The sequence below is a fragment of the Streptomyces sp. NPDC059455 genome (assembly GCF_042750115.1).
Taxonomy (GTDB): Bacteria; Actinomycetota; Actinomycetes; order Streptomycetales; family Streptomycetaceae; genus Streptomyces; species Streptomyces endocoffeicus.
In genome coordinates, this window is sequence record NZ_JBHYVB010000077.1 from 6,803 (window position 1) to 33,383 (window position 26,581).

Consider the following 26,581-nt stretch of genomic DNA (forward strand, 5'->3'; position numbering starts at 1 on the left):
TTTAAGCCGGTTATAAATTTGTTGTGGTGGCCGCGGGGGTCCCGCCGGGCCCCCGCGCACGCCTTCCCCCGCCGGTCGCTCGGGCCGCCGATGGCGGCCAGCGAATCGGCCGGGGTGCCCGTCTCGGAGGTCTTCGGATCGCCCGTGGTCACCCACGCCTGGCCGTACCGCGCCGCGAGCCGCAGCCCGCGCGGACCGGTGGCGGCCACCGCGAACGGCAGCCGCGGCCGCTGCACACAGCCGGGGATGTCGCGCGCCTCGTACGCGCTGTAGTGCGTGCCCTCGTACGTCACCGCGTCGTGCGTCAGCAGCCGGTCGAGCAGCTCGACGAACTCGCCGAACCGGTCCGCCCGCTCCCTGGCCGACCACGGCTCCTCGCCGCCGCGCAGCAGCGTCGTCGCGTCGAAGCCGGAGCCGCCCGCGCCGATGCCGAGCGTGATCCGCCCGCCGGACACGTCGTCCAGCGTGATCAGCTCCTTGGCCAGCGTCACCGGATGCCGGAAGTTCGGGGAGGTGACGAGGGTGCCCAGCCGCAGCCGCGAGGTCGCCGCGGCGGCCGCCGTCAGCGTGGGGACCGCCCCGAACCAGGGGCCGTCGCGGAAGCTGCGCCAGGACAGGTGGTCATAGGTGTACGCGGCGTGGAAACCCAGCTCCTCGGCGCGCCGCCATGTCGTCCGGCCGCCCTCGGACCAGCGGTGGATGGGCAGGATCACGGTGCTCACTCGCATACCGCGAGCCTAAGCGGTGGGTGTGACAACGCCGCACCGACCCGTACCGACCCGTACGAGCCGTACCGAGCCGCACCGAGACGTACCGAGCCGCACCGACGAGAAGCCCGCTCGAGCAGGCCCACCCGAGCACGGGCCCTCACCGATGAGTGGCATATGCGGGAGGATGGTTGCCGTGACTCCTGCGACCGACCGGCCGAACACCCCGGCCCCAGAGCGTTTCCGCCCCGCCCCGGCCCGGCCCCGGCTGATCGCCACCGACCTCGACGGCACCCTGCTGCGGGACGACAAGACGGTCTCCGACCGCACCGTGGCGGCGCTCGCGGCGGCCGAGCGGGCGGGCATCGAGGTGTTCTTCGTCACCGGCCGCCCGGCCCGCTGGATGGACGTCGTCAGCGCCCATGTGCACGGCCACGGCCTGGCGATCTGCGCCAACGGCGCCGCCGTCGTCGATCTGCACCAGGGCGGGCTGCCGGTCGAGGTCCGCCCGCTCGCCACCGACCGGGCCCTCGCCATCGTGGAGGCGCTGCGCGAGGCCGCCCCCGGCACGTCCTTCGCGGTCGAGCGCAGCGGCGGGATCTTCTACGAACCGCGGTACCCGCCCTTCCACCTCGACCCGGGCGCGATCGTCGCCCCCGCCGAGAAGCTGCTCCACGACGGATTCGCGCACGCCCACATGCCGGTCCTCAAACTGCTCGCCCACCACCCCGAACTGGCGCCCGACGACTTCCTCCAGCTGGCCCGCTCGGTGGCCGAGGCCCACGGCGACTTCACCCGCTCCAGCCCGTCCGCCCTGCTGGAGGTCAGCGGTCTCGGGGTCAGCAAGGCCAGCACCCTGGCCCGGTGCTGTGCCGAGCGCGGGATCTCGGCCGCGGAGGTCGTGGCGTTCGGGGACATGCCCAACGACCTGGAGATGCTGATGTGGGCGGGCACCTCGTACGCGATGGCCAACGCCCATCCGGATGTGCTCGCCGCGACCACCCACCGCACGGGCGCCAACACCGATGACGGCGTCGCCGCCGTCATCGAGCGCATGCTGTCGCGGTGAGCGGACCGGCATCGTCCCCGGCCGCGCGGCCGGGGACGGTGCTCCTGACCGGATTCACCAGAAACCGGGTTTACCAGAAGACGACGAGGTAGCCGTTGCCGCCCGCGGTGCCGTTGCCGCCCGTGCCGCCCGCGGAGCCGCTGATGCCGGCGGCGCCGCCGGCGCCGCCGTTGCCACCCGCGCTGCTGTTCGTCGGGGGCAGCTGGACGATGCCGTCGACCGCGTCGCCGCCCTCGCCGCCGCCCGGAACGCCGGACTCGCCGTTCTCACCGGTCCGGTTGACCGCGTAGATGCTGCTGCAGCTGCTGCCGGTGCCGCCGGTCCCGCCGGTGCCCGGAGTGCCCGGGGCGGTCGTGGCGCCGCCACCGCCACCGCCGCGGACACCGCCCGTGGCGGTGAGCTCGGTCCCGCTGGTGGAGGCCAGGGTCGTCGAGGTGCCGTTCCCGCCGGCCGTACCCGCGGTACCGGTCGCGACACCACCGGGACCACCGGTACCGGCGGTGCCGCCGGTACCCAGGTCCACCGTGTAGGTGGCGAACGGTACTACCGGGATGACGCACCAAGTGAAGCCGCCGGACCCGCCGCCGCCGCCGGGCCCGCCCACGTTGGTGCTGCTGCCGCCGCCACCGCCGCCACCGCCACCGCCAGCGCCCCATGCCTGGATGTGCACCGAGGTGACCCCCGGGGGCGGCGTGAAGGTGCCGTCCGCGGTGAACTCCTGTACCCCGTGGAGAACGGTCGGCGGCTTGGGCGGCTTGGGACGGCCGTACCCGGCCGGGTCATCCGCCGAGGCGGCGGGCGACATGGTCAGCAGCTGGCTGGACAGAGCCGCCGCCGTCGCGACGGCGGCGAAGAGGACCCGGCGGCGCGTCCGGGAACGATGAGGAGTAGGGCTCTGGCTGTTCACGTCATGACTTCCTTCCCCGCGTCGGGCCAACAAGCTGCCGCGGAGTGCGAAGGGATACGAAGGACCGAGCGGCCCGCGAGCCTCATCTCACCCACGGTCCAGGCGGTCCGCATCCTGACAAGCCGATAGTTGGACCGCGTAGGTGAGCCGTTGGGCCGGGTGGGCGACAACCCCCGCCCCACGACGCCCGGTCACCGGCCCGAGCGGCGGCGCCTCAGGCGTCCTCGCTCGGCAGGGGTGCCTCCCACACCACTGCTGTGCCGCGGCCGTCCTCCCCGAGGCCGGGGCCGAAGGTGCTCGATCCGCCCAGCGCCTCGGCCCGCCGTACCAGGTTGGCCAGGCCGCTGCGCCGGCCGTCCGCGGGCACGCCCACCCCGTCGTCCGCGACCGTCAGCCGGACCGCCGGCCGTCCGTCCGCGAGCCGGGCGGTGGCGTCCACGACCACCTCGATCCGCTCCGCCCGGGCATGCCGGAACGCGTTGGACAGCGACTCGCGCAGTGCCGCGACGAGATGGGCACCGGTCACCGACACGATCAGGTCGTCCACCGGGCCCACGAAGGTCAGCGACGGCTGGAAGCCCAGCGGCACGGCGGCCGCCCTGACCTCCCGCAGTACCCGGCCGCGCAGCCCGGGCGGCGTCTCCGGCGGGGTCTGCTGCAACGCGAAGACCGCCGTCCGTACCTCCTGGATGGTGGCGCCCAGCTCCTCGACGGCGCGCTCGATCCGCTCCCGTACCTCCGGCGCGTCCGACCGGCGCTCCGCGCTCTCCAGCAGCATCCCGGTCGCGAAGAGCCGCTGGACGACCAAGTCGTGGAGATCACGGGCGATCCGGTCACGCTCCTCGAGGACCGCGAGCCGCTCCCGGTCGCGCTGCGCCTCGGCGAGCACCAGCGCGACCGCCGCCTGCGCCGCGAACTGGGCCGCCAGGGAGCGCTCGGTGGCCGTGAACGGGTCGGCGTCGCGCTCCCGCGCGGTGGCCAGCACGCCGAGCACCCGGTCCCCGCTGCTCAGCGGCACCATCATGCTCGGCCCGTAGCGCCCGGGGACGCCGGTGCCGAACAGCGGGTCGGCGGCCGGGTCCTCGATGAGCACCGGCTGCCCGGCCAGCAGCCTCGGGACGGCCGGGGAACGGGCCGGAAGCACCGCGCCCAGCAGCCCGGACCGCTCATCGGCGGCCACCGCCACGGCCTTCAGCCCATCACCGCCGTCCTCCGGCAGCAGCACGATGCCCACCGCCGCGTCCGCGAGCTCCCGGACCTTCTCGGCGACCACGGCCGGTCCGTCCCCGGCCCCGCCGGACAGCACCGCCTGGGTCACGGCCACCGACCCCTCGATCCAGCGCTCGCGCTGCCGAGTGGCCCCCTGGACGCGGGTGTGGCCGATGGCGATCCCCGCCTCGGTCGCCAGCACCTCGACCAGATGCCGGTCGGAGTCGGTGAACGAACCGCCGTCCCGCTTCTCGGCGAGACAGAGGACGCCGAAGATCTCCTCACCGACGCGCAGTGGAACGGTGAGATACGGGCCTGGTGGCTGAGACGGTCCCGACGGCTGGGACGGGCCGGGCGGCTCGGCGGCCGAGGGCGTTCCGGCGCGGCGTGCGTCGGGGAGCAGCTCCGCGCACCGCTCCCGGTCGGCCTCCGTCACGCCGTACATGACCACATCGGCCAGGCCCTGGCCCACGGCGGCGCCGCCTTCGGCGTGGTGCACCCCGAGCGCGGCGCGGCGGGCGCCAACCAGCTCGGCCGCGGTACGGACGATCCGGTCGAGGACGGTGTGCGCGTCCGGCCCCGTGCCGAGCGAGCGCATCGCCTCCAGCAGCCGCGGCAGCCGCGCCGTGAGCTCGGTGGACAGCCCCCGCAGACCGCGGGTCGCCTCCGCGGCCACATCCAGGGGGTCGGGGGAGGGGGCAGCGGCCGCCATGCGTCGAGCCTAATGAATGCCGCAGGTAAACGCCCTGTTGTCGGCGCTGGGCACCGCTTCCGCCGCCGCGTGCCGTAGGGCGGCCCACACGGGCCCAGATCAACCCATGCGGCAGCTCATGCCCCTGCCCGGCCGCTCGCCAGTGGCACCGGCGGCAGACGCCGCGGGCCCGCGCGTCCGGTGCGGGGGGAAGCCTCCCGGCGGTGCCGGGGCGCGCATGCCAGGCGTCGCGGGTCCCGCGAAGATCCGCCGGACAACCGCCGACCCACGCCCGGGTGCCCAGCGCCCACCAGCACTCAGCGCAGGAGCGCCGTACCAGGTGTCCCAGCCCCGTATGATCCGCCGGACAGTCCCTACGGAGTGTCCGGCGGACCACGCGGCGGAGGCTTCGCCCCCGGACCCCGGGGTCTGGGGCGGAGCCGCAGTCACGGGAAGGGGTGGGAAAGGGAGCAGCCCGCCACGGGCGTCAAGACGCGCCGGACAGGCCCTCACCCACTCACCCACACCCGGCTACCCGGCGCCCACCAGGACTCCACCCTCCACCGCCTCGCGCTCCAGCATCCGGCGGAATGGGCCCTCGGCCGAGGCCAGTTCCGCGTACGTCCCGCGCTGGACGGCGCGACCGCCGTCGAGGACGATCACCTCGTCCACCGCGTCCAGGCCCGCCAGCCGGTGGGTGATCAGGACGGTGGTGCGCCCCTGGGTCGCCGACAGCAGGTCGGTCGTCAGGGCGTCGGCCGTGGGCAGGTCCAGGTGCTCGGCGGGCTCGTCCAGGACCAGCACCGGGAAGTCCGCCAGCAGTGCGCGGGCCAGCGCCAGCCGCTGCCGCTGACCGCCGGAGAGCCGTGCGCCCTGCTCGCCGACGAGCGTGTCCAGGCCGTCCGGCAGCCCGTCCACCCAGTCCAGCAGCCGGGCCGCGGCCAGTGCCGCGCGCAGCTCGTCATCGCTCGCGCCGGGGCGCGCCAGCCGCAGGTTCTCGCGCAGCGAGCTGTCGAACACATGGGCGTCCTGGGCACAGAGGCCGACCAGCCGCCGCACCGCGTCCCCGTCCAGGGCGGCGGCGTTCCGGCCCGCCAGGGTGTACGTGCCGCCCTCGGTGTCCAGGAAGCGGAGCAGCACCTGGGCGAGGGTGGTCTTGCCCGCCCCCGACGGGCCGACGACCGCGACCCGGCGACCCGGGCGCAACTCCAGCCCGAACCCGTCCAGGGCGGGGACGGACTGTCCGGGGTGGCGAGCGGTGATCCCGCGCAGCACCAACGGATACGGCGCACTCGGCGCCTCCTCGCGCCCCGCCTCGTCGGGCTCGCGCACCGGAAGCGGCTCGTCCAACACCTCGTACACCCGCTCCGCGGCCCGCCGCACCCGCTGCCGGTGCTGCACCGCGAGCGGCAGCCCCGCGACGGCCTCGAAGGCGGCGAGCGGGGTCAGCACCACGACCGCCAGCCACACCCCGTGGATCCGGCCGTCCGCCACGGCCGGGACCCCGACCCACGCCGCGGCCGCCACGGTCAGCCCGCAGACCAGCGCGGACAGCCCGGCGCCCATACCGGCGGCGGCCGCCGTCCGCCGGGCGATCCGGGTGAGCACCCCGTCGGCCCGGCGCACCGCGTCCAGCCGACGCGGCAGCGCGCCCGCGACGGTCAACTCGGCCGTCCCCGCGAGCAGATCCACGACCTGCGCCGACAGGGCACCGCGCGCCGGTGCCAGCCGCCGCTCCGCGCGCCGCGCGAGCGCACCGGACACGGCGGGCACCACGACCCCCGCCACCAGCAGCCCCGCCGCCAGCACGGCCCCGGCCTCGGGCAGCACCCAGGTGAGGAAGCCCACCGAGGCCGCGCCGACGGTCAGCGCGGTGCCGACGGGCAGCAGCCAGCGCAGGAAGTAGTCCTGGACGGTGTCCACATCGGCCACCAGCCGGGAGAGCAGATCGCCGCGGCGCGTCCGGCCGAGCCCGGCGGGCGCCAGCCGCTCCAGCCTCCGGTAGACGGCGACCCGCAGCTCGGCCAGCACCCGCAGCACGGCGTCGTGCGAGACCAGGCGCTCGGCGTAGCGGAAGACGGCCCGGCCGATCCCGAACGCCCGGGTCGCGGTGACCGCCACCATCAGATAGAGCACGGGCGGCTGCTGCGCGGCCCGCGAGATCAGCCACCCGGAGACGGCCATCAGCCCGACCGCGCTCAGCAGGGCGAGGCTCCCGAGCAACAACGCCAGCCCAAACCGCCCCCGACCCCCACGCGCGGCCCCCCGCACCCGCGCCAAAGCACCCCGGCGGGGGCGCGTGGCCGAACCGTGCGACGCGGCCAGGCCGTGGGACGCGGCCAGGCCGTGGGACGCGGCCAGGCCGTGGGACGCGCTCACGGCGTCCGACACGGCGGAGCCATCCGGCGTGACCAGGCCCGTACCATCCGGCGTGACCAGGCCCGTACCATCCGGCCCGCGTCGCGCGGCGCCCAGCCGCCCACCGGATCCGTCGTCCGCCATCAGCTCGTGCGCGGCGGCGGACGTCCGCCCCACGCCCGCAGACGCCTCCGACACGGACGCGCGCGCCCCCGCACGCGGGCGCCCGGCCGCGCGCGCGACGTCCACCACCGACCCGGGCCAATCCGCGGACAGCGAGGACAGCCCACCAGAACCGGCGGCCCCGGAGCCGGTCCGCGCCTCCGCGCCCGCGTCCGGCGCGGACACGCTCGCCTCGGCATCCGTAAGCCCGTCCGCACACTCGACGGACCGGCGGACGACGTCCCCGCGAGAGGCGGACCCGAGAGCGACGGTCGGCCCTGGGCGGACGCCGCCCGCCGCCGACGCGCGCCCAGCCGCGGGCAGAGCCGCCAGTCCAGCTGGAGCGGCGCCCCCGGGCCCCCGGCCCGAACCCGGCCCCGAACCCGGCAAACGCAGCACCCGGTCCGCCAGCGGCAGCAGTGCCGGGCGGTGGACGACCAGGAGAACCGTGCGGCCCTCGGCGAGCCGGCGTACCGCCTCGACGACAGACGCCTCCGTCTCGCCGTCCAGGTTCGCCGTCGGCTCGTCCAGGAGCAGCACCGGGCGGTCGGCCAGGAAGGCGCGGGCCAGGGCGATCCGTTGGCGTTGGCCCGCGGAGAGCCCCGCGCCCATCTCGCCCAGCCGGGTCTCGATCCCGTCCGGCAGCGCGGAGACGAAACGCAGCGCGTCCGCGTCGCGCAGGGCGGCTCGTACCGCCTCCTCGTCGGCATCCGGACGGGCCAGCCGGACGTTCTCCGCGATCGTCCCGGCGAAGAGGTACGGGCGCTGGGGCACCCAGGCGATCTGGCGCCGCCAGCTCTCCGGGTCCAGGGAGGCCAGGTCCCGGCCCCCGATCAGCACCCGGCCCTCGTGCGGCGCCGCGAAGCCCAGCACGGCGTTCAGCAGGGTCGACTTCCCGGCGCCGCTGGGGCCCACGACGGCGACCGTCTCCCCCGGGCGGATCTCGCACGAGGTCCGGGCGAGGGACGGTTCGGTGCGCCCGGGGTGGCGGACCATCAGCCCGTCCAGCGCCAGCACGGCATCCCGGGCGTCGGGAGCGGGCGAGCCGCCCGCCCCCGAGGGCTCGCGCTCCAGCACCGCGAACACCTCGTCCGCCGCCGTCAGACCCTCCGCCGCCGCGTGGTACTGCGCGCCCACCTGTCGCAGCGGCAGATACGCCTCGGGGGCGAGCACCAGCACCACCAGTCCGGTGAAGAGGTCCATCTCGCCGTGCACCAGCCGCATTCCGATATCGACCGCGACCAGTGCGACCGACACCGTGGAGAGCAGTTCCAGGGCCAGGGAGGACAGAAAGGCCAGCCGGAGCGTCTTGAGCGTGGCCCGCCGGTAGTCGGCCGTGATCGCACGGATCGATGCGGCCTGGGCCTTGGCCCGGCCGAAGACCTTGAGGGTGGGCAGCCCGGCCACGACATCGAGGAAGTGCCCGGACAGCCGGGACAGCAGCCGCCACTGGCGGTCCATCCGGGACTGGGTGGCCCAGCCGATGAGCATCATGAACAGCGGAATCAGCGGCAGCGTGGCGACGATGATCAGCGCGGAGATCCAGTCCGCGGTGACGATCCGGGCGAGCACCGCCACCGGCACCACCACGGCCAGCCCCAACTGGGGCAGATAGCGCGCGAAGTAGTCGTCCAGCGCGTCGATGCCCCGGGTGGCGAGGGTGGTGAGTTCACCGGTCCGCTGGGAGTCCAGCCAGCTCGGCCCCAGCCGTACGGCCCGCTCCAGCAGCCGCAGCCGCAGCTCCGACTTGACCGCCGCACCGGCTCGATGGGCGGCCAGCTCGGTCAGCCAGGAGACGATCGCCCGGCCGACGGCGACCAGCGCCAGCAGCCCCAGCGGAAGCGTCAGCGCCGTCACTCCGTCGCCCCGCTGGAAGGCGCCCACCACGATCTCGGCGATCAGCATCGCCTGCGCGATGACCAGTCCCGCTCCGGCCAGGCCCAGCGCCACGGAGGCGGCGAGGAAGAAGCGGGTGGCCCGTGCGTACCGCAGCAGTCGGGGGTCGATTGGTTTCACGTGAAACACCGCACCCGCGTCAGTGGGCGGCGGGGATGTGCCGGGTACCGATGCGCTTACGGAAGACCCAGTACGTCCACGCCTGGTAGGCCATGATCAGCGGCATCATGATGACGCCGACCCATGTCATGATCTTGAGCGGGTAGGGGCTGGAGGCAGCGTTCGCCGCCGTCAGACTCCACGCCGGATCCAGCGAGGAGGGCATGACCTCGGGGAAGAGCGCCAGGAAGAGCATCGCGACGGCCGCCGTGACGGCCACCCCGGACAGCCCGAACGCCCATCCCTCACGCCCCCGCTGGTTCATGATCAGCGCCGCGACCAGCGCCAGTACGGCGATGACGACCGCGACCAGGCTCCGGGCGTTCCCGCTGTCGCCCTGCGTCCAGCCGAGGAACGGCACCGCGACCACGACGGTGGCCAGACCGAGCCGGGCCGCGTACCGCCGCGCCCTGGTCCGGATGTCCCCGTCGGTCTTGAGCGCGGCGAAGACGGCGCCGTGGAAGGTGAACAGCACCAGCGTGACCACCCCGCCCAGCAGGGCGTACGGCGTGATCAGGTCCGACAGACCGCCCACGTAGTTCCCGTCCCGGCCGATCGGCACCCCGTGCACCAGATTGGCGAAGATCGCTCCCCAGAGGAACGCTGGCAGCAGCGAGCACCAGAAGATCGCATGCTCCCAGTTGCGCTGCCAGCGGTCCTCGGGGCGCTTGTGCCGGTACTCGAAGGCGACACCGCGCAGGATCAGGCAGACCAGGATGGCCAGCAGCGGCAGATAGAAGCCGCTGAAGAGCGTCGCGTACCAGTCGGGGAAGGCGGCGAAGGTCGCCCCGGCCGCCGTGATCAGCCAGACCTCGTTGCCGTCCCACACCGGCCCGATCGTGTTGATCAGGACCCGGCGCTCGGTGCGATCGCGGGCGAGCAGTTTGGTCAGCACGCCGATGCCGAAGTCGAAGCCCTCCAGGAAGAAGTAGCCCGTCCACAGGAAGGCGATCAGCAGGAACCAGAAGTCGTGAAGGTGCATGATTCTCTCCGGTGATCCTCTACGGCCCTCAGTACGCGAAGGTCAGCGGCTTGTCGGCGTCCTCGTCCTCGGCGGAGGCCCCGCCGTCCGGACTGCCAGGACCCCCCGGACCGCCCCGGCCTCCCGGGCCGCTCGAGGGCAGCCGCAGCTTCGGGTCCTTGGCGGGCGGCTTCTCGTCGATGTCCGGTCCGGCCTTGGCGTACTTGGTCAGCAGCCGCACCTCGATCACCGCGAGCACCCCGTACAGCAGCGTGAAGACGCCGAGCGAGATCAGCACCTCGGTCTGGCTGACGCCGGGGGAGACCGCGTCGGCGGTCTTCATCAGTCCGTAGACCGCCCAGGGCTGCCGGCCCATCTCGGTGAAGATCCAGCCGAAGGAGTTGGCGATCAGCGGAAAGCCCATCGTGAGGATGCCGATCCGCCAGGACCAGGTGGACAGCAGCGGACCCATCTCACTCTTCTTGGTGAGCATGAGCCGGGGCACCTCGTCCTCGCCGGTGCGGAACGCGGGCGCCAGCCACCGCTTGCGGCGGGTCGTCCACAGCCCGATCAGCCCGGCGACGAACGAGGTCATCCCGAAGCCGATCATCAGCCGAAAGCCCCAGAAGGTCATGAAGATGCTGGGGATGTAGTCATCGGGCTGACCGCCGTAGGCGTCGGCCTCCCGCTGGGCGATGTCGTTGATACCGGGGACGGAGTCGGTGAAGTTGCTGTGCGCCAGGAAGGAGAGCACCCCGGGGACCTCCAGCTCGACGCTGTTGTGCCCCTTGCTGACATCGCCGACGGCGAAGACCGAGAAGGGCGCGGGCGCCTGGGTGTCCCAGAGGGCCTCGGCCGCCGCCATCTTCATCGGCTGCTGCTCGAACATCACCTTGCCGAGCTGGTCACCACTGATCGCCGTGCCGATCCCCGCGATCACCGCGACCACCAGACCCACCCGCAGCGAGGCCCGCATCGCCCCGATCTGCTTCTTCCGCCGCTCGCCCAGCTCCTCGCCGCGCTCCCGGCGGCGCTTGGCCCGCAGCAGATGGAAGGAGGAGATCCCGATGATGAAGGCGGCGCCGGTGAGGAAGGCCGCGGTCAGCGTGTGGAAGACCACGACCAGGGTGGTGTTCTGGGTCAGCACCGCCCAGATGTCGGTGAGCTGGGCCTTTCCGGTGGCCTTGTCGATGGTGTAGCCGGTCGGGTGCTGCATCCAGGAGTTGGCGGCCAGGATGAAGTACGACGAGAGGATCGTGCCGAGCGAGACGATCCAGATGCAGGCACAGTGGATCTTCTTGGGCAGCTTGTCCCAGCCGAAGATCCACAGACCTATGAAGGTGGATTCGAAGAAGAAGGCCAGCAGGGCCTCCATCGCGAGCGGGGCACCGAAGACATCACCGACGAAGCGGGAGTAGTCCGACCAGTTCATGCCGAACTGGAACTCCTGCACGATACCGGTGACCACACCCATCGCGATGTTGATCAGGAAGAGCTTCCCCCAGAACTTGGTGGCGTGGAAGTACTTCTCCTTGCCGGTGCGGACCCAGGCGGTCTCCAGACCCGCCGTGATCGCGGCGAGAGAGATCGTCAGCGGCACGAAGAGGAAGTGGTAGACCGTCGTGATGCCGAACTGCCATCGGGCCAGCGTCTCCGGCGCCAGAGCCAGATTCACCTGAATCTCTCCTTACGGTCGTGCCTGCCCGCGGAGCGAGCTTGTGAACGTATTCACATTCACAAGCAATGATACGCACACGGCTTCGCCCCCTACCACCGGGGGTGGTAGGGGGCGAATGGGACACGTATGGGTATGCTGCGCACCTCTCGGAAGGGCCGTTGAGCCCCTTGCGAGGCCCTTGCCAATGGGCCCTCGACGGCTCCGAAAGGGGCGTTCCGCCCGGCGGCCGTTCCGCGCGGTGGCCAACCCGCCGGGGGCGGCGATCGACCCGCCCGGCTCAGAACTCCTTGCGGTACGCCTCCGCCGTCCGCAGGAAGATCTCGTTCGCCTCGCGCTCGCCGATGGTCACCCGCACCCCCTCGCCCGGGAACGGACGGATCACCACGCCCGCCGCCTCGCATACCTTCGCGAAGTCGGCCGTGCGCTCCCCCAGCCGCAGCCAGACGAAGTTCGCCTGGGAGTCCGGGACCGTCCACCCCTGGGCGGTCAGCGCCTCCCACACCCGGCCCCGCTCGGTGACCAGCGCGTCCACCCGCTCCCGCAGCGCGTCCTCGCTGCGCAGCGAGGCCACCGCGGCGTCCTGGCCGAGCTGGCTGACGCCGAACGGCACCGCGGTCTTACGCAGCGCCGCCGCCACCGGCTCATGGGCGATCGCGAAGCCGACCCGCAGCCCGGCCAGGCCGTACGCCTTGGAGAAGGTGCGCAGCACACACACATTCGGCCGGTCCCGGTAGAGATCGATCCCGTTGGGGACCCGCTCGTCCCGGATGAACTCGATGTACGCCTCGTCCAGCACCACCAGCACATCGGACGGCACCCGCTCCAGGAACCGCTCCAGCTCCGCCCGGCGCACCACGGTGCTGGTCGGGTTGTTGGGGTTACAGACGAAAATCAGCCGGGTGCGGTCGGTGATGGCGTCCGCCATCGCCTCCAGGTCGTGCTCCTCGGCGTCGTTCAGCGGGACCCGCACCGACGTCGCCCCGGCGATCTGAGTGATGATCGGATATGCCTCGAAGGACCGCCAGGCGTAGATCACCTCATCGCCCGGCCCCGCCGTGGACTGGACCAGCTGCTGCGCCACGCCGACCGAGCCGGTCCCGGTGGCCAGATGCTCCAGCGGTACGTCGAAGCGGCTCGCCAGCTCGGCGATCAGCTCGGTGCAGGCGAGGTCCGGGTAGCGGTTGAAGGAGGCGGCGGCGTTCGCGGCGGTCTCCAGCACCCCGGCCAGCGGCGGATAGGGGTTCTCGTTGGAGGAGAGCTTGAAGGCCAGGGGGCCGCCCGCGGCGGCCGGCTTGCCGGGCTTGTACGTCGGAATGCCGTCCAGCTCGGCGCGCAGCTTGGGGCTCTTCTCGGTCACCGACAGTCCTCCTCGACCCATCCTGTTCCGGGCCGTGCACAGCGTTCGCACACGGCAATACTGCACACCTTATGAGGATTCCCCCATCTCGCGTACCCGCCGGGCGCCGCCGCGTATCCGCCCCCGGCGCCCGCGTACCCACCGGGGGGAGCGCCCCGCTTTTTCACGCGCGCCGGTGGCGAGCGCCGTGGCGCGCATCACCCGTGCAGGTGAGTTGAGACCTCTTCGAGACATGTATCAATCACCAGGCGTGGATATGCCAGGGGCGATCAGAGGCCCGGTGGAACCCCCAACTGGCTTCACTTCCAAGGGAATTGGGGAAGGCGCTCATGCAGAAACGTGCCTTCCGAATACCGATGGCGGAATCGCGCAACCCGCCCACCCGCGCCCTACTATCGGCTGGCCATGACAGCAGCAGGGAAGCACCAGGTGAGCCGGTCGGCCGGCCGCCGGTTAGGGCGGGCGGGCATCCGGGACGTGGCCGCCGCCGCCGGGGTCTCCATCACGACCGTCTCCGACGCGCTCAACGGCAAGGGCCGGCTCCCGGAGGCCACCCGCCGCCATGTCCGCGAGGTCGCCGAGCGGCTGGGCTATCGCCCGTCCGCAGCGGCCCGCACGCTCCGTACCGGCAAGTCCGGCCTCATCGGCCTGACCGTGACCACGTACGGGGATGAACCTTTCACCTTCACCGAGTTCGCCTACTTCGCCGAGATGGCGCGAGCCGCCACCTCCGCCGCGCTGGCCCGCGGCTACGCCCTCGTCATCCTCCCCGCCACCTCCCGCCACGACGTGTGGTCCAACGTCGCCCTCGACGGCACCGTGGTGATCGACCCCTCCGACCACGATCCGGTCGTCACCGAGCTCTTACGCCAGGGCATCCCCGTCGTCAGCGACGGCCGCCCCGCCGGCGCCCTCCCCGTCACCGCCTGGGTCGACAACGACCACGAGGCGGCGGTGCTGGGACTGCTCGACCATCTCGCCGAGGCCGGCGCCCGCCGGATCGGACTGCTCACCGGGACGTCCACCGACACCTACACCCGGCTGTCCACCACGGCGTACCTGCAGTGGTGCGAACGGGTGGGGCAGGATCCGGTCTATGAGGCGTACCCGGCCCACGATCCTTGTGCCGGTGCCGTCGCCGCCGACCGGCTGCTCGCCCGCCCCGACCGCCCCGACGCGGTCTACGGCCTCTTCGACCCCAACGGCACCGATCTGCTCGCCGCCGCCCGCCGCTACGGACTGCGGGTCCCCGACGATCTGCTGCTGGTGTGCTGCAGCGAATCGACCGTCTACCGCACCACCGAGCCGCCCATCACGACCCTCTCACTCAAACCCCGCCGGATCGGCACGGCGGTCGTCCAGTTGCTCATCGACGCCATCGAGGGCCTTGACACCGACCAGCCCGTTGAGCAGGTCATACCCACCGAATTGATGGTGCGGACGTCCTCACAGCGCCGTCCGCCGCGTACGACGGTCAGCGCCCCGCGCAGCCGTGCTGGAGGCTGACCTGAGGGCGACTCAAGGATTACCCGAGGAGGACCTGAGGCCAATGGGCTTCCCCTACTGGGCCAATCCGGGATAAAAGTCCGACGAAGCAGGAACGAGCAGCGATTGACGGCACCCTGGTGCGTCACAAGCCCTCACGGACATTCCTATGATGGGCGGACGACACTGCGGACCGCCGTCGACCAGGCAAGGTCCACAAGGTGGCACGGCGGCGTGATGGTGGAGGGGTCGATGACTCAGGGGGCCGGTCTGGAAGCCACGGCAGGGACCACGGCTGCGATCCCTCCTGTGCTCGCGTACGGGGCGTACACCCCGCCCGGCATGGTCGCGCCCGGAGCCGTGCCGCCCGGGTCCGCGCCCGCCGCGCCGGGCACCGCGGCGCCCGTGCCGCAGCCCGCGCCCGCGCCCGAGGAGCCCGCGCCTGGCGCGCCCGCTCCCGGCGCACCGGCGCCCGAGGCACCGGCGCCCGGATCACCCGCGCCGGACACGCCCACGCCCCTGCCCGCCGAGTACACCCCGACCGAGCGGCTCCCGGTCCTGGTCATGGGCCCGGGGCACACCGTCCCGGACACCCCGCTCGTCCCGCCGCAGGACCGCCCCACCGTGGCGCTCGCCCCGGTGCCCGAACCCGAGGACGGCCCGCTGGCCCAGGACGAGGGCCCCGGCCCGCTGTACGTCGTGGGCGATGTCCACGGCTACCACGAGGAGCTGCGCGAGGCGCTCGCCGCCGAGGGCCTGATCGACGCCAAGGGCAACTGGTCCGCGGGGAACGCCCGGTTGTGGTTCCTCGGCGACTTCACCGACCGCGGCCCGGACGGCATCGGCGTCATCGACCTGGTCATGCAGCTCTCCGCCGAGGCCGCCGCCGCGGGCGGCTACTGCAAGGCGCTGATGGGCAATCACGAGCTGCTGCTGATCGGCGCCAAGCGGTTCGGCGACACGCCGGTCAACTCCGGTGCCGGAACGGCCTCCTTCCAGGCGGCCTGGCTGCTCAACGGCGGCCAGCGCAGCGATATGGAGCGGCTCGAGGACCACCACCTCCAGTGGATGTCCCGGCTGGACGCGATGGCGGAGGAGGACGACCATCTGCTGGTCCACTCCGACACCACCGCCTATCTGGAGTACGGCGACTCGATCGAGGCCGTCAACGACACCGTCACCGAGACGCTGCAGCGCAGCGACGCCGACGAGTGCTGGGACCTGTTCCGCAAATTCACCAAGCGGTTCGCCTTCCGCGACGAGGACGCCGGGCCCACGGCGGCCCGCGAATTGCTCGACACCTACGGCGGGGAGCGCGTCGTCCACGGTCACAGCCCCATCCCGTATCTGCTCGGCGAGGTCGGCTCCGAGGACGGCGAGGACGGCGGCGCGCCCGCGGTCGAGGGCCCGCATGTCTACGCGGACAATCTCGCCGTGGCCATGGACGGCGGCATCACCATGGCCGGAAAACTGCTGGTCGTTCAACTTCCCCTGGCGAACTGAGGATTCAGCGGACGCTGTCCGGGGCAGATAGAGAGTTTCACCGACGCGGGAGCAATTCAGGAAACTTGCTGTCACCCCGCGCCGGATCGGCTCTACCATCGGCTTATCCGTCGCAGGCTCTCCTCCGTTTCCGCCCGACTGCCCGGCGAAAGCCGGCCGTCACGGCCCTACGGAGCATCGGGGGATGCACCATGAAAAGCGCTCCGCACCTGCTGACCGAGGACCGCCCGGAGTTCGAGCGGGTTCTCGACGAGGCACTGCGCACCGCGGACCGTCGCCCGGACCTCAGAGGTATCGGGCAGCGGCTCACTGCCGAGCAGCTGCGCACTATGGCGCTCGGGGCATCGACCGCGATAGCGGCATGCGCGGCCGACGAATATCAGACGTACCGCGACACTCGCGCCAAACTGCGCGAGCCCGCCCCGCTCTTCCCGCTCGCCGGGGACGTGGGCCAGCGCGAGCAGCCGGACGGCACGGTGGGGCTCGCCGGTGCGATGCAGGACGCCGCGGGGGCGGGGCTCGTCGCCATGCTCGCCGTGCTGGCCCCGGTGCTCGCCGGCACCGCCGCGATCATCTTCCTCATCGTCGGCTACGTCCTCAACGTCCTCGACCCGGCCCCGTCCATCGCCCAGCCGATGGTCACCGCGGGCTGGTTCTTCGCCGCGCTGACCGCCGCGGGCATCCTGATCGCCGCCGTCGGACTGCTCCTGACCGCGCTGCGCAACGGCTCCAGCGCGATCCGCGGCGAGGCGCGCAGCGAGCGGCTGGAGGAGGTGGACCGCGCGCGCGAGGTCTGGCGGGACGCCCTGCTGGAACGCGGCATCCTGCCGTTCCTCCGCGAGGCCCTGGCCAACCCCTCCGCCCCGTCCCCCTCCGCGTACGTCCCGATCAGCCCCGAGGCGGTCAGCCGCACCCCGCACCTCGGCTACAGCCGCCCCGGCTTCAGTACCGACGGCGAAGCCCCCAAGGCCCGCCCCCGCTACAGCAGCCCGGACTACACCAGCCCCGACTACGGCGGGCCGGAGCACCAGCCGGACTAGCACTGACGAGCGGTTTGTCCTCGGATTGACCGATTACCCGCCGATCGAGCGAACTTCCGCCTATTCGAGGGAATTGATGGGCGGTGATGTTTAGCGTCCTCGGTGGAGGTGATGCGCGATGCGCAAACACAACACACCGCCGGGCCCGTCTGCCCGGCACGACGCCATGGACGTCAACGACTTCGTCTACGCGGCCACGGGGGCCCGGGTCCGAAGGTTGACCCTGCCCAACGGTGAGCACTGGTTCCCCGCTGCCGATGTGTGCCGAGAGCTCGGCTACACCACGACGCGAAAGGCTCTGCTCGACCATGTGCCGGAGGAGCGGCGAGAGTCTCTTGAGACTGTGACTGGAAGTCACAGTCTCAGCATTCCCGCAGGTAGGGAATGGCGCCGAGACTTGCAGCTCGTCGATCTCGAAGGGCTTATCCTCCTGGTGAATGGCTGCACCAAGCCCGCGTGCCTGCCCTTCAAACAGTGGGTCTCCAGAGTGATCGCCACCGTCCAGCGCGAGGGCTCATACGCGCTCGAGGTCTCCGAGATCTCCCGCCCCACTCCACCGAGCGAGCTCATGGACGCGATCGTCCGACTGGAGATGCGGACCGAGCGCTTCCATACGGAGGTACTGGATTCCCTGCACCGGTCCGAGCAGGCCTGGTCTCAGATCCTCGACGCGCTGGGCTGCCGACCGGGCGCAGAGCCCGAGCCGGACAAGCGGGAGCTGAGGCTCAGGACGGAGAACCTGTTCGCACAGTGGAAGGACCGGCTGAGCATCACCGAGGACGTGTGGGCGGTGGCCGTCTACATCCTTCCCACGCTGGCGGAAGCGGGCCAGGTCGGCCACTCACTGGAGACGCTCGCGGCCAAGACGGGGCTCACCCGGCAGCGGGTGCACGACTGTCTGCGCTTTCTCCAGAAGCACCGCTGCATCCGTCAGAACGGGCTGACGGACAGCGGCAACCCGGTCTACGTGGCTGAGCTTCCGCCCGCGTAGCGGCATGGAGAGGGTCCGAAGTCGCAAATACAAGTTGCGGCTTCGGACCCGCCCAGCAGCATATCGCCTGGTTCAATCCGCAGGCGCCGCTTTGCCGGGTTCCACCCGCGTTCTCGGCCTACGCGTCCGCGCCTCAGTCCGCGATCGGCAGATACACGCGGTTGCCCGCCTCCGCGAACTCCTTGGACTTCTGGGCCATGCCTGCCTCAGCCTCCGCCTCCACCGCGTCCATCGCGACGCCGTGCTCGCGGCGGATGTCCTGGGAGATCTTCATCGAGTAGAGCATTATTAGAAACTCCACATGCGCTACCGTCGTTCCAGTAGCCCGTTCAACGGACCGAGGGGGAACACGGTGAGCAAGCGGGAAGAGGTCGTCAGCAAGCTGCGGGGTGTACCCGAGGGGGTGCCGTCCGTCGAGGAAGTACGCGCCATGCTGGCCGCCGACCCGGAGTTAAAGTGCGTGGTCTGCTACGCGCGGATCTCGTTCGACGGCCGAGTGAAGGACGCCCACGGCATCGAGGACCAGCACCGGGACATGACCGAGAGCGCCCGCAGCTTCGGGTGGCTGATCGTCCACCGCTACACGGACAACGACAAGAGCGCCAGCAAGGAGAGCGTTGTTCGCGACGACTTCGAACAGTTGCTCGCCGACCTTGCGGCAGGAGCGACGCCAGAGGGGCACCCGATCCACGGCGTCATGGCCGTGAACGACGACCGCTTGTACCGGCGCCCGAGCGACTGGGAACGGTACCTGAAGGCGTTCACCTCACACGAGGGCCGCGTCTACCACGACTCGAACGGCATCCAGGACCTGTACGCCGAAGGGTTCGAGATCAAGGGACTTGTCGGAGTCGCCATGTCCCTCAGCGAGACGAGGAAGAAACAGCGCCGAAGCCGGAACAGCCACCGCAGCCGGGCCATCCGTGGACAGGCCGTTGCGGCGTGGCGTCCCTTCGGGTGGGAGGACGACAAGGTCACCTTGCGCCAGGAGGAGGCCGACGCGATCCGGATGGCTGTGCACGACGTAATCGCGGGTGCCTCAATCTCGGAGATCACGCGCCAGTGGAAGGAAGCCGGGTTCATCACGAGCCGGGGCAATCCCTTCCAGTACCAGACCGTCAAGCAGGTCTTGATGAACGCACGGCTCTGTGGATACCGCGAGATCAAGAGTGAGCTTGTGCGCGACGGCGATGAACAGCCGATCGTGGGCGAGTGGGACGCGATCATCACACCGAAGCAGTGGTTTGCCGTCACGGCCAAGATCAGGGAGCGCGGTGGCGGAACTGGCATGCCGCGCGGTGGCTTGGTCCACAAGTACCTGCTGACCGGCATCCTGCGCTGCGGCAACGTGTTGGAGGACGGCACGGTCTGCAACAACAAGATGATCGGGCTGAAGGCGAACGACTGGCTCAAGTACAAGCACGCCTACATGTGCAAGAAGACCGTGGACGGTGGCTGCAACAAGACCTACAAGCGTGGTGACAGGACAGACGACGCGATCGAGGAACTGGTGATCGCCAAGCTGGAACGGGACGCCGCGACCAAGGCCCAGGAAGTACCGGACTGGGACAAGGTCGATGCGCTGGAACGCGCGCTAAAGAGCCGCAAGGAGCTTGAACGCCGCTGGCACGATGACGAAGACACGGACATCGATGATGAGGCGTTCTTCCGGAACCTCCCTGTCCTTGAACGGCGGATCAAGGAACTGCGCGCCGACGAGAAGGCGCACGAGGCTTTGAAGGCGGAGGCCGAAGAGGCCAAAGAGGACGTCAGGAAGTCGTGGAAGTCGAAGACGCTCACGCAGAAGCGTGAGGCGATCAAGAAGGTCTTGAGTGCCGTGATCGCCGTACCGGGCGGGAAGGGCAACAAGACCTTCGATCCGGATCTGCTCAAGCCTGTGTGGCGGACCTCCGAATGAGCTGAAGTCCGAGGATCTCCCCCACGCTCCGTAGCTGATCATCGGTGAGTGGGGGAGACTCGCAAAGCTGTCGGTCGATCCACACGCGTACTGCCGCCTGTTCCCTATCCACTCTGCTCGGCTTCCTCGGAGGAGTGCTCAGACAGCATCACCCCCAGACCGAAGGAATTCGAGAGCGGCAGCGCGGTTCTGGGCGATGTCCTCGGCGATTCCGGCAGCGACGAGTGCAGCACCGGATGTGTGGCCGGAGCCGACGTAGCGCCAGTTCCGTTCGGTGACCGCCGCGGGGATGTCGGCGTGACCCATGTGGTTGGCGCGTTCAGCGCGGAGTGCCGCGTACGTCGTGGAGTAGGCGCGTGACTTAGTGAGGATGTGCCCCCGGTAGCCGAGTGTGTGAGCCCAGGCGCGCAGCCGGAGCGGTTCTAGCTCGGCCAGGCCGCCGAGGCGCCAGCAGGCGTACATCAGGGCGCGAACGTGTGCCGACACGGGGGCCGCCGCGATGTCGTCTGGGCTGGTGATCTGGTGATCGAGTCCGGCCCCGGTGTCGGTGGCCCCTTTGGTGACGTACTTGGCGACGTACGCGGCCACCGCGTCATCGGCCAGGCTCTCACCGCTGCCGAAGGCCCGGAGCGGCCGGGCATCGAGTTCGGCGCCCCAGCGCAGTTCGTGTTCCCCTAGGGTCGCGCTGTAGGGGGTGCGGAGGCGTACGGCCGCAGCGGCGGTGCGGACCACGGGCGTGAGCACGTCGGCCGTTGCCCAGGCCGGGGGCGGATCATCCGGCCCGCGTGCACCGTCAAGCCGCACCACAGCATGGACGTGCACCGCCGCGCGCTGTTGGTACTCGGCGACCTTGGCGTAGGAGATGCGCAGGCTGCGCCGCAGGCCGGTACGCGTGCGGCCGACTCGGGCAGCGAGGTGGTTGTAGAGGTTGTCGGTGAACGCCTTCCACAGCCGTCCCGCGTGCGCATGCCAGAGGACATGTGCCGGGTAGTCGTAGCAGTCGGGGCATATCGGCTGGCCTGTGAGCGGGTCGTCTGCGTCGTGGACGGCCGGGCAGCCGAGAGGACGCCCGTGTTCGCACTCTCCGCCATCGCGTCGAGGTCGGCAGCGCCGGCCGTCGGCGGTGACGTGGTGGACGGGGCCGAAGCTCGGGACCGTGAGAGTGAGGAACAGCCGGGGCCTCTCGCGTACGTCCACCGGGATGGTCTTGCCGCCGACGAGTCCGGCGCGCACGAGGTGGAAGGTGTCGCCCGCGTGGAGGCGGGAGCAGGGGGCGCAGACGGTTTGGCGGCGGTTGCGGCAGCGGATCATGAGCCGTTCGCCAGGCTCGTTCCGGGTGTCGTAGTGGTGCAGTACCTCGCCCGTGAACGTGTCGCGGGTGGTGGTGGAGCCGGTGAGGTGGATCGGGCGGGCACAGCCGCCGGTAGCGGTGATCTGCTCTATCCAGCGGCCGAAGCGAGGGTCTTGGACGAGGCGGATCAAGTCTCGGTCAACTTCGGAGAGCTGACGCAGGCGCGCCGCACGGTCGAGCACGGCGCGCCTGTCAGCCGAGGTGATCTCGGCGGTAATGGTGGGGACCTCCCAGGGTGGGCCGCCGCAGCGGCACGGACGGATGTGGATGGGTGGGTGTCGTCCATGGCGATCACTCCGTTCGTGAGCAGGTCGGGTGGGTTAGCGGATGGTGCCGGTGCCCCGGCAGCAGCGGCAGCGCCGCCGACGGCCGGTGCGGGTCCTGCGGTAACGCTCCCCCTTGCAGACAGGGCAGCGAACACGACGCATGGGCATCTGGTGGGGCCTCCCGAGGGTGTCTAGCCGTTGTGGGCGAAGCCGGACAGGAGCCAGTTCACGAGGCCATCGGCGGTGAAGATGACCGGTGTCTGGCCCAGGTACATGCCGAACAGGCCGATCAACAGCGCTTCCCACCACCGCACCTCGCGGGAGCGGATGAGCAGGACCGTGGCGAGCCCGAACAGCAGCGCCAGGGGAAGAGCGGCGGATTCGCTCATGCGCTTTCACCGCCGTCCAGGTCTTGCAGAGCACGGGCAACCCCAGCCAGGCGGAACGCCAGCCCCGCGTACTCAGCCGCCGTGACTTGGGCCTCAGCGGGGGTGGTCAGGTGGGACCGCCCGCGCATCCAGCCGCCCGTATCACCGGTGGTCACGGCGACGCCCTGTTCGGCCTCCCCGATGGACTGCGCCACCGCCACGGCATCCTTGTTCAGATCACCCAGGGTCATCTCAGCCGTCCCCGGATCGTTGACCCGGTGGCAGACACGGCCGCTCAACTGAGCCCGCAGTGCTGTCACTCCCGGTCCGAGATCGGAGCCGACGCGTTGCCCGGCCACGACCAGATGCACTCCGAGTGCTGCGCCGAGTTGCGCCAGGCGGAGCAGGTCGGTCGAGCACTGCTCAGCCTCCGCCCGCTGTTCCCTGGTCCCGTTGGTCAGGTACAGCTCGGCCATCTCGTCTACGACCACCACCACGGGCACCGGGCGTTCCTTCTCCGGCAGCTCCCATATGGAGCGCGCCCCGGCCGCACGGCAGGTGCGCATGCGGTCCTGAACGTCGACCACCAGCGCGCCGAGTACGGCGACGGCTTGGCTGCGGCAGGTGGCCAGGGCCGAGAGCCGCTGTTCGAACAGGCCCAGTTCCATGCCGCCTTTGCAGTCGATGCCCACGATGGCGACAGGTTGCGGAGCGAGTTCGGTGATCAGCCGGGCGATCAGCGTGGACTTGCCCGTCCGAGTCGCGCCGACGATCAGCCAGTGCGGCACCCGGCGGAAGTCCATCACCCACGCCCCACCGGTTTCCAGTGCGCCGACCACCGCCGACAGCAGCGACGCCGACACCTCACCCGTGGGCCGGTCGGGGTGTTCCAGCGGGTCACGGGCCGTCGCGGTGATCAGGACGATGCCGCGTTCGGGGGAGACGATCCGCACCGCGTGCACCCGCCAGGCATGCACTAATGCCTCAGCCGCCGCCAGGAACGGGGCCGGGGTCTGACCCGCGTGCAGCCGCACCCGCACCGACAGCCCGTTTGGTGTCGGACGGGGGATGGAGCAGCGCGGGGCATGGGTGCGCAAGGGGTCGCCCTTGACCGCCAGGTCACCCAGCAGGCGCCGATTGGACTGGTGGGAGACGGTGAGGTCATTGAGGTGAGCGACCTTGCGCCAGGTGACCATCACCCGCAGCGCGGTACGCGGATACCCGGCCAGGTACCAGCGCCAGTGAGGCCACCGCTCCGGCCGACGGGTGGCGAGCGCAACCGTCCAGGCCAGCGCCACCAGCACGGCAGGGAGGAGAAGCTGACTCATCAGGCACCACCGCCCTTGCCCGCCGAGGTCGTTGCCGACGAGGCCGGTACAGGGGTGATGGCCGACGCGCGGAAGCTGATGCCGTGACGGTCGCCCATGGCCCAGGCGAACGCCTCCAGGCCCGTCACCCGCACCTCAGAGCCCTCCACGACTCCCTTGGGCTCTCCGGGGACGGCGATTTCGATCACCGAGACGCGACGCCCGTCCTGCCGCACCGTCACGGCGACGGTGTAGACCGTGTTGCCATCCCGGTCCTTCTTGACCTCCTTGCTCTCAAAATCCGCGATCTTCGGTTCGGGCCCGACCGCGCACCGCAGTACGCCGAGCCGGGATGTGTCCACAGGTATGGACTGCATGGGTTGTGGGCCTCCTTGGCCAGTCGAGACGCACACGTCACGTGACGTCACTCGTGCTTACGAGTTCCGACTATGCCTGTCTTGACGGCTGGAGGCAAGTACTTATGCTTACGAGTGACATCAGCTCACGTCAGAACCGCACACGACAGGTGACGAGGAGAGCCAGGCATGGGAGAGATCCAACGGCCCGGAGCGCTGTACCAGCAGGTTGCAGCCGAGATCCGCAGCGGCATCGCCGCAGGCGAGTACAAGCCCGGGAGCCCGCTCCCCTCAGAGGCCCAGCTCATCGAGCGCTACAAGGTCAGCCGCCCCACCGTCCGCAAGGCCATCGCCGCACTCCGTGCCGAAGGACTGATCGAGGTCATCCACGGCAAGGGCAGCTATGTCCGTGCCCTGCCCGCCCCGGCGGTAACCATCGAGCGCACCATCACCCGCAGCGGTACAACCTTCCGCACCGGCCACCACGCGTGGGAGCAGGCCGAGGCTCCGGCCATCTACCGCACCGCGACGACCGCGATCACGGGCCCACTGCTCGGACTCGCCGAGGGGGAAGCACTGTTCGGCGTTGACCGGCTGCTGACCGACCCCGACACCGGAACCCGCGCCCTGCACAGCGTGCTGATCCCGTTCGCCACCGCCGACCAGGCCGAGCAGCTAGCCGAAGCGCCGGACACCGAGCCGGAACAGATCTATGCCGTTCTCACTGCCGCGGGGCACAAGCTCACCTGGCACGAGACCGTCAGCGCCCGCATGCCGCTGCCCGACGAGCGCAGCACGCTGGACATCCCGGACGCGACCCCGATCCTCCACACCGCCCGCGTCACCCACGGCACGGACGACCGCCCGCTGATCCTCGAAGAACTCCGCGCCAGCGCCGACCGCGCCCAACTCGGCTACCGCGTCACCAGCGATAACCTCCGCCTACTACATGCCGTTGAAACGCCGTGAGGCGAACGACTACTGGTAAGGACCGGGCGCTGCGCTTTGGCGTAGGGGTGCCCCACATTGAGGGCCGCTCAGCATGCGATCAAGAACCCCCTCGTGTATGCAGGTAGTAGGAATGGTCACGCGGTGGCTGGAAACGTGACATCTCTAGCGGCAAGAGAATTGGGCGTGTATTCGATGCACGATTTCATCTTCGTCAGCCACTCGACGTCAGACCCTGACGCGCATCTAACCGAAGCCATCTGTGATTTTTTTACGAGGGCCGGGATTGGCACCGCCAATTTCTTCTGCAGCTCTTACTCCATACAAGCCATGGAACTAGGGGAAGATGACCTAAGACAAATATACGACCACCTTGACAGGGCGCAGATTTTTATCGAAATCATGACAAAGTCATACCTCACCCGTCCTCACTGTCTGATGGAGGTCGGCTATGCCATCGCCCGTCATCGACAGTCTCAGAAGCAGACCAAAGGACGTGCGGGAGTGCGCTTTGCTCCGCTGGTCATACCGCCACTCGACTTCTCTGATGTAAACGCCTTGCACCGGAAGTATGCGATCAAGTTGTCCAATGCGGAGCAGTGCAGACAGTTCACGCAAAGGATTCGGAATCTCCTAGCGGATCTATCGTACCGACTCGACGAAAAGACATGGACGCAGGCATCGCTTCGATTTCAGCGAAAGTGGGCTACCGCCCTGGGTAACTACAGCGCATCAATAGGATCCACTTGAGGCATGCCTGATATGCAGGAGGTGTGATCATGCGCTCCCGAACCGAAAATTACTATGACGGCCGAATGATCATGAGATCCCCAGGCGAATCATTCTATGACGGCAATGGAATCCTCAGGAGCACGGGGGAAGACTACTATGACTACAAGATGATCAAGAGATCCGCGGGTGAGTCATTCTATGACGGGAGAGGAATTATTCGCTCCACCGGTGAGGACTTTTACGACGGCAATGGAATCCTGAGATCTGGATAATGAGATTCATTTCCCTAAGGCGCATAGCGGAACCCTTACGCTATGACGTGAAAACGCCTGGTCATCGCTTAATTTCGCTACGCCTATAAAAGCCAGTGCCAGCAACCACTTACCGGCAAGGGCCCGTTCACGCTGCCCTCTCTGCATCCGAGATCCGGCGATCTGTCGAAACCTGTCTTCACTTACTCAAGGGCGCGCCTTGCGGCGCGCCGGGCGGTCTGGCCGCCCCGCCGGGCTGCGGCGTGGCCGCCGGTCCCGGCGGACGTCCACCGCCCGCACTCCCAGCGCACCCGTGATCGTTCGCCGAGGTGCCGACCGCCGTCCGGAGCGGGGGCGTTGTGGCTGGGGCCGACGGCCTACGCGGATTTTAGGCAGCCACCACGGGGCGAGCCTCCAAGAACAGGGGGCCGATCGGTCGCAAACGCGGGCAGGTCCACAGACCCGCCCGATTCGCCGGGCCAGCGTAAGGCCCCCTGTTCTCTCGCCCCGTGGCAGCTCCCGCCCAAAATCCGCTACGGCCGGCGGCGTGCCCACAGCGCGCCGATCCAGCACCGCACGCCTGCCACCGGCCACCCCGATCACCCCGCCCTGCCCAGCCGGGCCGCCGTCACCCGCGCCAGCATCGCCACCTCACGCGCCGACGCTGCCGACAACTCCAACCGCACCATCCCGGAGCCGTCCGTGCCCGAGGCGGCACGCAGCCGCAGCCCTGCCGTCTCCACGCCGACGAGGCTCAGCGCGTCGCCCAGCTCGGCCGTCGCTTCCCGCGCGTCCCGCCAGCCGCTCAGGTAGTCCACTCCGCGCACCCATATCCCCGCCTCCAGGTCTGCCGCTTCTCCCTCGAACCCGTCGTCCCCTGGGCCGCACATTTGGTCAAGTCCCTTTCTCTG

Annotated in this window: 20 protein-coding genes and 1 pseudogene; 8 read left to right on the forward strand and 13 right to left on the reverse strand. The window is 70.3% G+C overall.

Going from position 1 to position 26,581, the window contains the following annotated elements:
- Positions 1 to 78: 78 nt before the first annotated feature.
- Positions 79 to 728, reverse strand: a pseudogene (locus ACFXB5_RS25690) (LLM class flavin-dependent oxidoreductase); the annotation flags it as partial.
- Positions 729 to 903: 175 nt separating this feature from the next.
- Here ACFXB5_RS25690 and ACFXB5_RS25695 point away from each other — a divergent pair.
- Positions 904 to 1,776, forward strand: coding sequence for an HAD family hydrolase (locus tag ACFXB5_RS25695; RefSeq protein WP_385211867.1), 873 nt, complete (start codon positions 904 to 906; stop codon positions 1,774 to 1,776).
- A gap of 70 nt (positions 1,777 to 1,846) precedes the next feature.
- Here ACFXB5_RS25695 and ACFXB5_RS25700 read toward each other — a convergent pair whose 3' ends face one another.
- From ACFXB5_RS25700 to hisC, 6 genes are all read right to left on the reverse strand, one after another.
- Entirely contained in the window at positions 1,847 to 2,683 is an 837-nt protein-coding gene (locus ACFXB5_RS25700) for a hypothetical protein (protein ID WP_385211869.1), read from the reverse strand.
- 214 nt (positions 2,684 to 2,897) lie between these two features.
- Complete coding sequence (locus ACFXB5_RS25705) at positions 2,898 to 4,604, reverse strand: GAF domain-containing protein (RefSeq protein WP_385211871.1); 1,707 nt, start codon at positions 4,602 to 4,604, stop codon at positions 2,898 to 2,900.
- 510 nt (positions 4,605 to 5,114) lie between these two features.
- Positions 5,115 to 9,119, reverse strand: a complete 4,005-nt coding sequence (cydD, locus tag ACFXB5_RS25710) for a thiol reductant ABC exporter subunit CydD (protein WP_385211873.1) — start codon at positions 9,117 to 9,119, stop codon at positions 5,115 to 5,117.
- Positions 9,120 to 9,138: 19 nt separating this feature from the next.
- Positions 9,139 to 10,140, reverse strand: a complete 1,002-nt coding sequence (gene cydB, locus ACFXB5_RS25715; protein ID WP_385211875.1) for a cytochrome d ubiquinol oxidase subunit II — start codon at positions 10,138 to 10,140, stop codon at positions 9,139 to 9,141.
- A gap of 28 nt (positions 10,141 to 10,168) precedes the next feature.
- Positions 10,169 to 11,794: a cytochrome ubiquinol oxidase subunit I gene (locus ACFXB5_RS25720; RefSeq protein ID WP_385211877.1), complete on the reverse strand. Its 1,626-nt coding sequence runs from the start codon at positions 11,792 to 11,794 to the stop codon at positions 10,169 to 10,171.
- A gap of 280 nt (positions 11,795 to 12,074) precedes the next feature.
- Entirely contained in the window at positions 12,075 to 13,154 is a 1,080-nt protein-coding gene (hisC, locus tag ACFXB5_RS25725) for a histidinol-phosphate transaminase (protein ID WP_385211879.1), read from the reverse strand.
- 405 nt (positions 13,155 to 13,559) lie between these two features.
- Here hisC and ACFXB5_RS25730 point away from each other — a divergent pair, with 405 nt between their 5' ends.
- The 4 genes from ACFXB5_RS25730 to ACFXB5_RS25745 all read left to right on the forward strand — a co-directional run bounded on the left by ACFXB5_RS25730 (position 13,560) and on the right by ACFXB5_RS25745 (position 18,173).
- Entirely contained in the window at positions 13,560 to 14,660 is a 1,101-nt protein-coding gene (locus ACFXB5_RS25730) for a LacI family DNA-binding transcriptional regulator (protein ID WP_138914833.1), read from the forward strand.
- 231 nt (positions 14,661 to 14,891) lie between these two features.
- Entirely contained in the window at positions 14,892 to 16,142 is a 1,251-nt protein-coding gene (locus ACFXB5_RS25735) for a metallophosphoesterase (RefSeq protein ID WP_385211881.1), read from the forward strand.
- 191 nt (positions 16,143 to 16,333) lie between these two features.
- A complete protein-coding gene (locus tag ACFXB5_RS25740; RefSeq protein WP_385211883.1) occupies positions 16,334 to 17,182 on the forward strand; it encodes a hypothetical protein in 849 nt (282 codons plus the stop codon).
- 118 nt (positions 17,183 to 17,300) lie between these two features.
- Positions 17,301 to 18,173, forward strand: a complete 873-nt coding sequence (locus ACFXB5_RS25745) for a Bro-N domain-containing protein (RefSeq protein ID WP_385211884.1) — start codon at positions 17,301 to 17,303, stop codon at positions 18,171 to 18,173.
- A gap of 133 nt (positions 18,174 to 18,306) precedes the next feature.
- Here the strand turns inward: ACFXB5_RS25745 and ACFXB5_RS25750 are convergent, their stop codons facing one another.
- Positions 18,307 to 18,474: a hypothetical protein gene (locus ACFXB5_RS25750; RefSeq protein ID WP_385211923.1), complete on the reverse strand. Its 168-nt coding sequence runs from the start codon at positions 18,472 to 18,474 to the stop codon at positions 18,307 to 18,309.
- Positions 18,475 to 18,525: 51 nt separating this feature from the next.
- Here ACFXB5_RS25750 and ACFXB5_RS25755 point away from each other — a divergent pair, with 51 nt between their 5' ends.
- Positions 18,526 to 20,091, forward strand: a complete 1,566-nt coding sequence (locus tag ACFXB5_RS25755; protein ID WP_385211886.1) for a recombinase family protein — start codon at positions 18,526 to 18,528, stop codon at positions 20,089 to 20,091.
- Between the two features lie 138 nt (positions 20,092 to 20,229).
- Here ACFXB5_RS25755 and ACFXB5_RS25760 read toward each other — a convergent pair whose 3' ends face one another.
- From ACFXB5_RS25760 to ACFXB5_RS25775, 4 genes are all read right to left on the reverse strand, one after another.
- The gene (locus ACFXB5_RS25760; RefSeq protein WP_385211888.1) at positions 20,230 to 21,624 is read right to left on the reverse strand and encodes a replication initiator; all 1,395 of its coding nucleotides are present in this window, start codon (positions 21,622 to 21,624) and stop codon (positions 20,230 to 20,232) included.
- Between the two features lie 275 nt (positions 21,625 to 21,899).
- Positions 21,900 to 22,097 (reverse strand): hypothetical protein, encoded by a 198-nt coding sequence (locus ACFXB5_RS25765; protein WP_385211889.1) that lies wholly within the window; start codon positions 22,095 to 22,097, stop codon positions 21,900 to 21,902.
- Positions 22,094 to 23,404 carry an FtsK/SpoIIIE domain-containing protein gene (locus ACFXB5_RS25770; RefSeq protein ID WP_385211890.1) on the reverse strand — a complete coding sequence of 437 codons (1,311 nt, stop codon included), beginning with the start codon at positions 23,402 to 23,404 and terminating at the stop codon, positions 22,094 to 22,096. The genes ACFXB5_RS25765 and ACFXB5_RS25770 overlap by 4 nt, the downstream gene beginning before the upstream one ends.
- Positions 23,404 to 23,760, reverse strand: coding sequence for a hypothetical protein (locus tag ACFXB5_RS25775; protein ID WP_385211892.1), 357 nt, complete (start codon positions 23,758 to 23,760; stop codon positions 23,404 to 23,406). Before ACFXB5_RS25775 ends, ACFXB5_RS25770 begins: the two co-directional genes overlap by 1 nt.
- A gap of 168 nt (positions 23,761 to 23,928) precedes the next feature.
- On the opposite strand from ACFXB5_RS25775, the gene ACFXB5_RS25780 reads away from it, so the two are divergent.
- The gene (locus tag ACFXB5_RS25780) at positions 23,929 to 24,708 is read left to right on the forward strand and encodes a GntR family transcriptional regulator (RefSeq protein ID WP_385211894.1); all 780 of its coding nucleotides are present in this window, start codon (positions 23,929 to 23,931) and stop codon (positions 24,706 to 24,708) included.
- 174 nt (positions 24,709 to 24,882) lie between these two features.
- On the forward strand, positions 24,883 to 25,437 hold the full coding sequence (locus ACFXB5_RS25785) for a toll/interleukin-1 receptor domain-containing protein (RefSeq protein WP_385211919.1): 555 nt from the start codon (positions 24,883 to 24,885) through the stop codon (positions 25,435 to 25,437).
- 832 nt (positions 25,438 to 26,269) lie between these two features.
- On the opposite strand, the gene ACFXB5_RS25790 is transcribed toward ACFXB5_RS25785, so the two are convergent.
- Positions 26,270 to 26,560 (reverse strand): hypothetical protein, encoded by a 291-nt coding sequence (locus ACFXB5_RS25790; protein WP_385211895.1) that lies wholly within the window; start codon positions 26,558 to 26,560, stop codon positions 26,270 to 26,272.
- Between the last annotated feature and the right edge of the window lie 21 nt (positions 26,561 to 26,581).

Bases quoted from the DNA above. Each gene is read 5' to 3' on its own strand.
- ACFXB5_RS25765 (WP_385211889.1), bottom strand. From the start codon at position 22,097: ATGAGCGAATCCGCCGCTCTTCCCCTGGCGCTGCTGTTCGGGCTCGCC.
- ACFXB5_RS25735 (WP_385211881.1), top strand. From the start codon at position 14,892: ATGACTCAGGGGGCCGGTCTGGAAGCCACGGCAGGGACCACGGCTGCG.
- ACFXB5_RS25740 (WP_385211883.1), top strand. From the start codon at position 16,334: ATGAAAAGCGCTCCGCACCTGCTGACCGAGGACCGCCCGGAGTTCGAG.
- ACFXB5_RS25785 (WP_385211919.1), top strand. From the start codon at position 24,883: ATGCACGATTTCATCTTCGTCAGCCACTCGACGTCAGACCCTGACGCG.
- ACFXB5_RS25730 (WP_138914833.1), top strand. From the start codon at position 13,560: ATGACAGCAGCAGGGAAGCACCAGGTGAGCCGGTCGGCCGGCCGCCGG.
- ACFXB5_RS25745 (WP_385211884.1), top strand. From the start codon at position 17,301: ATGCGCAAACACAACACACCGCCGGGCCCGTCTGCCCGGCACGACGCC.
- ACFXB5_RS25770 (WP_385211890.1), bottom strand. From the start codon at position 23,404: ATGAGTCAGCTTCTCCTCCCTGCCGTGCTGGTGGCGCTGGCCTGGACG.
- cydB (WP_385211875.1), bottom strand. From the start codon at position 10,140: ATGCACCTTCACGACTTCTGGTTCCTGCTGATCGCCTTCCTGTGGACG.
- ACFXB5_RS25790 (WP_385211895.1), bottom strand. From the start codon at position 26,560: ATGTGCGGCCCAGGGGACGACGGGTTCGAGGGAGAAGCGGCAGACCTG.
- ACFXB5_RS25775 (WP_385211892.1), bottom strand. From the start codon at position 23,760: ATGCAGTCCATACCTGTGGACACATCCCGGCTCGGCGTACTGCGGTGC.
- ACFXB5_RS25705 (WP_385211871.1), bottom strand. From the start codon at position 4,604: ATGGCGGCCGCTGCCCCCTCCCCCGACCCCCTGGATGTGGCCGCGGAG.
- ACFXB5_RS25780 (WP_385211894.1), top strand. From the start codon at position 23,929: ATGGGAGAGATCCAACGGCCCGGAGCGCTGTACCAGCAGGTTGCAGCC.